The sequence below is a fragment of the Ostreibacterium oceani genome (assembly GCF_009362845.1).
GTDB lineage: Bacteria > Pseudomonadota > Gammaproteobacteria > Cardiobacteriales > Ostreibacteriaceae > Ostreibacterium > Ostreibacterium oceani.
The window spans coordinates 1-513 of record NZ_WHNW01000030.1; the positions used below are offsets into that span (position 1 = coordinate 1).

Annotated in this window: 1 protein-coding gene; it reads left to right on the top strand. The window is 35.5% G+C overall.

Translation table 11 applies throughout. The features are described from left to right. Positions 1-513, top strand: a 513-nt coding sequence (locus GCU85_RS10105; RefSeq protein WP_218110676.1) for a hypothetical protein, incomplete at both ends; no start/stop codon positions are given.

Consider the following 513-nt stretch of genomic DNA (forward strand, 5'->3'; position numbering starts at 1 on the left):
CAGTAAATTTGCCTATGATGAATGGGAAGCTTTGTTTGAGCATCATGGATTCTACGAAATGAGTGCCATTGGGTTTTACGCATCTATGATTGAATCAAGGCGGGAACAGGAAGCTGAGGCTAAGCTAAATAATCTGCAGCAAGCAGTAGAATTATTGTCGTCAAGAGGGGTAGAAGGAGTTACTGTAGCTTCGCTCATAAATGGTAGTAATGAATCTAAAGAGTTACTAGACATAGCAATGAAAATTCTAGGAGGCAATAAAACGATAACAAGCCAATCTGAAGCCTCTTTACGCAGCTCTGAAAACATCAACATAAAGAATGTACGCAACGAATTCTTAAAACACCTTATTGAAAAGAATGAAATTGAACTGGATCGAGATGGTTTTTGTAATTTGAAAAAGGATGAGGTCTGGGACAAGCTACATAGTAGTTATGAAGAATATATTAACTATGTGACTAAAAATAAAAAGCCACTAAAGGAATATCCTAATTGTATATATCATTATATGAA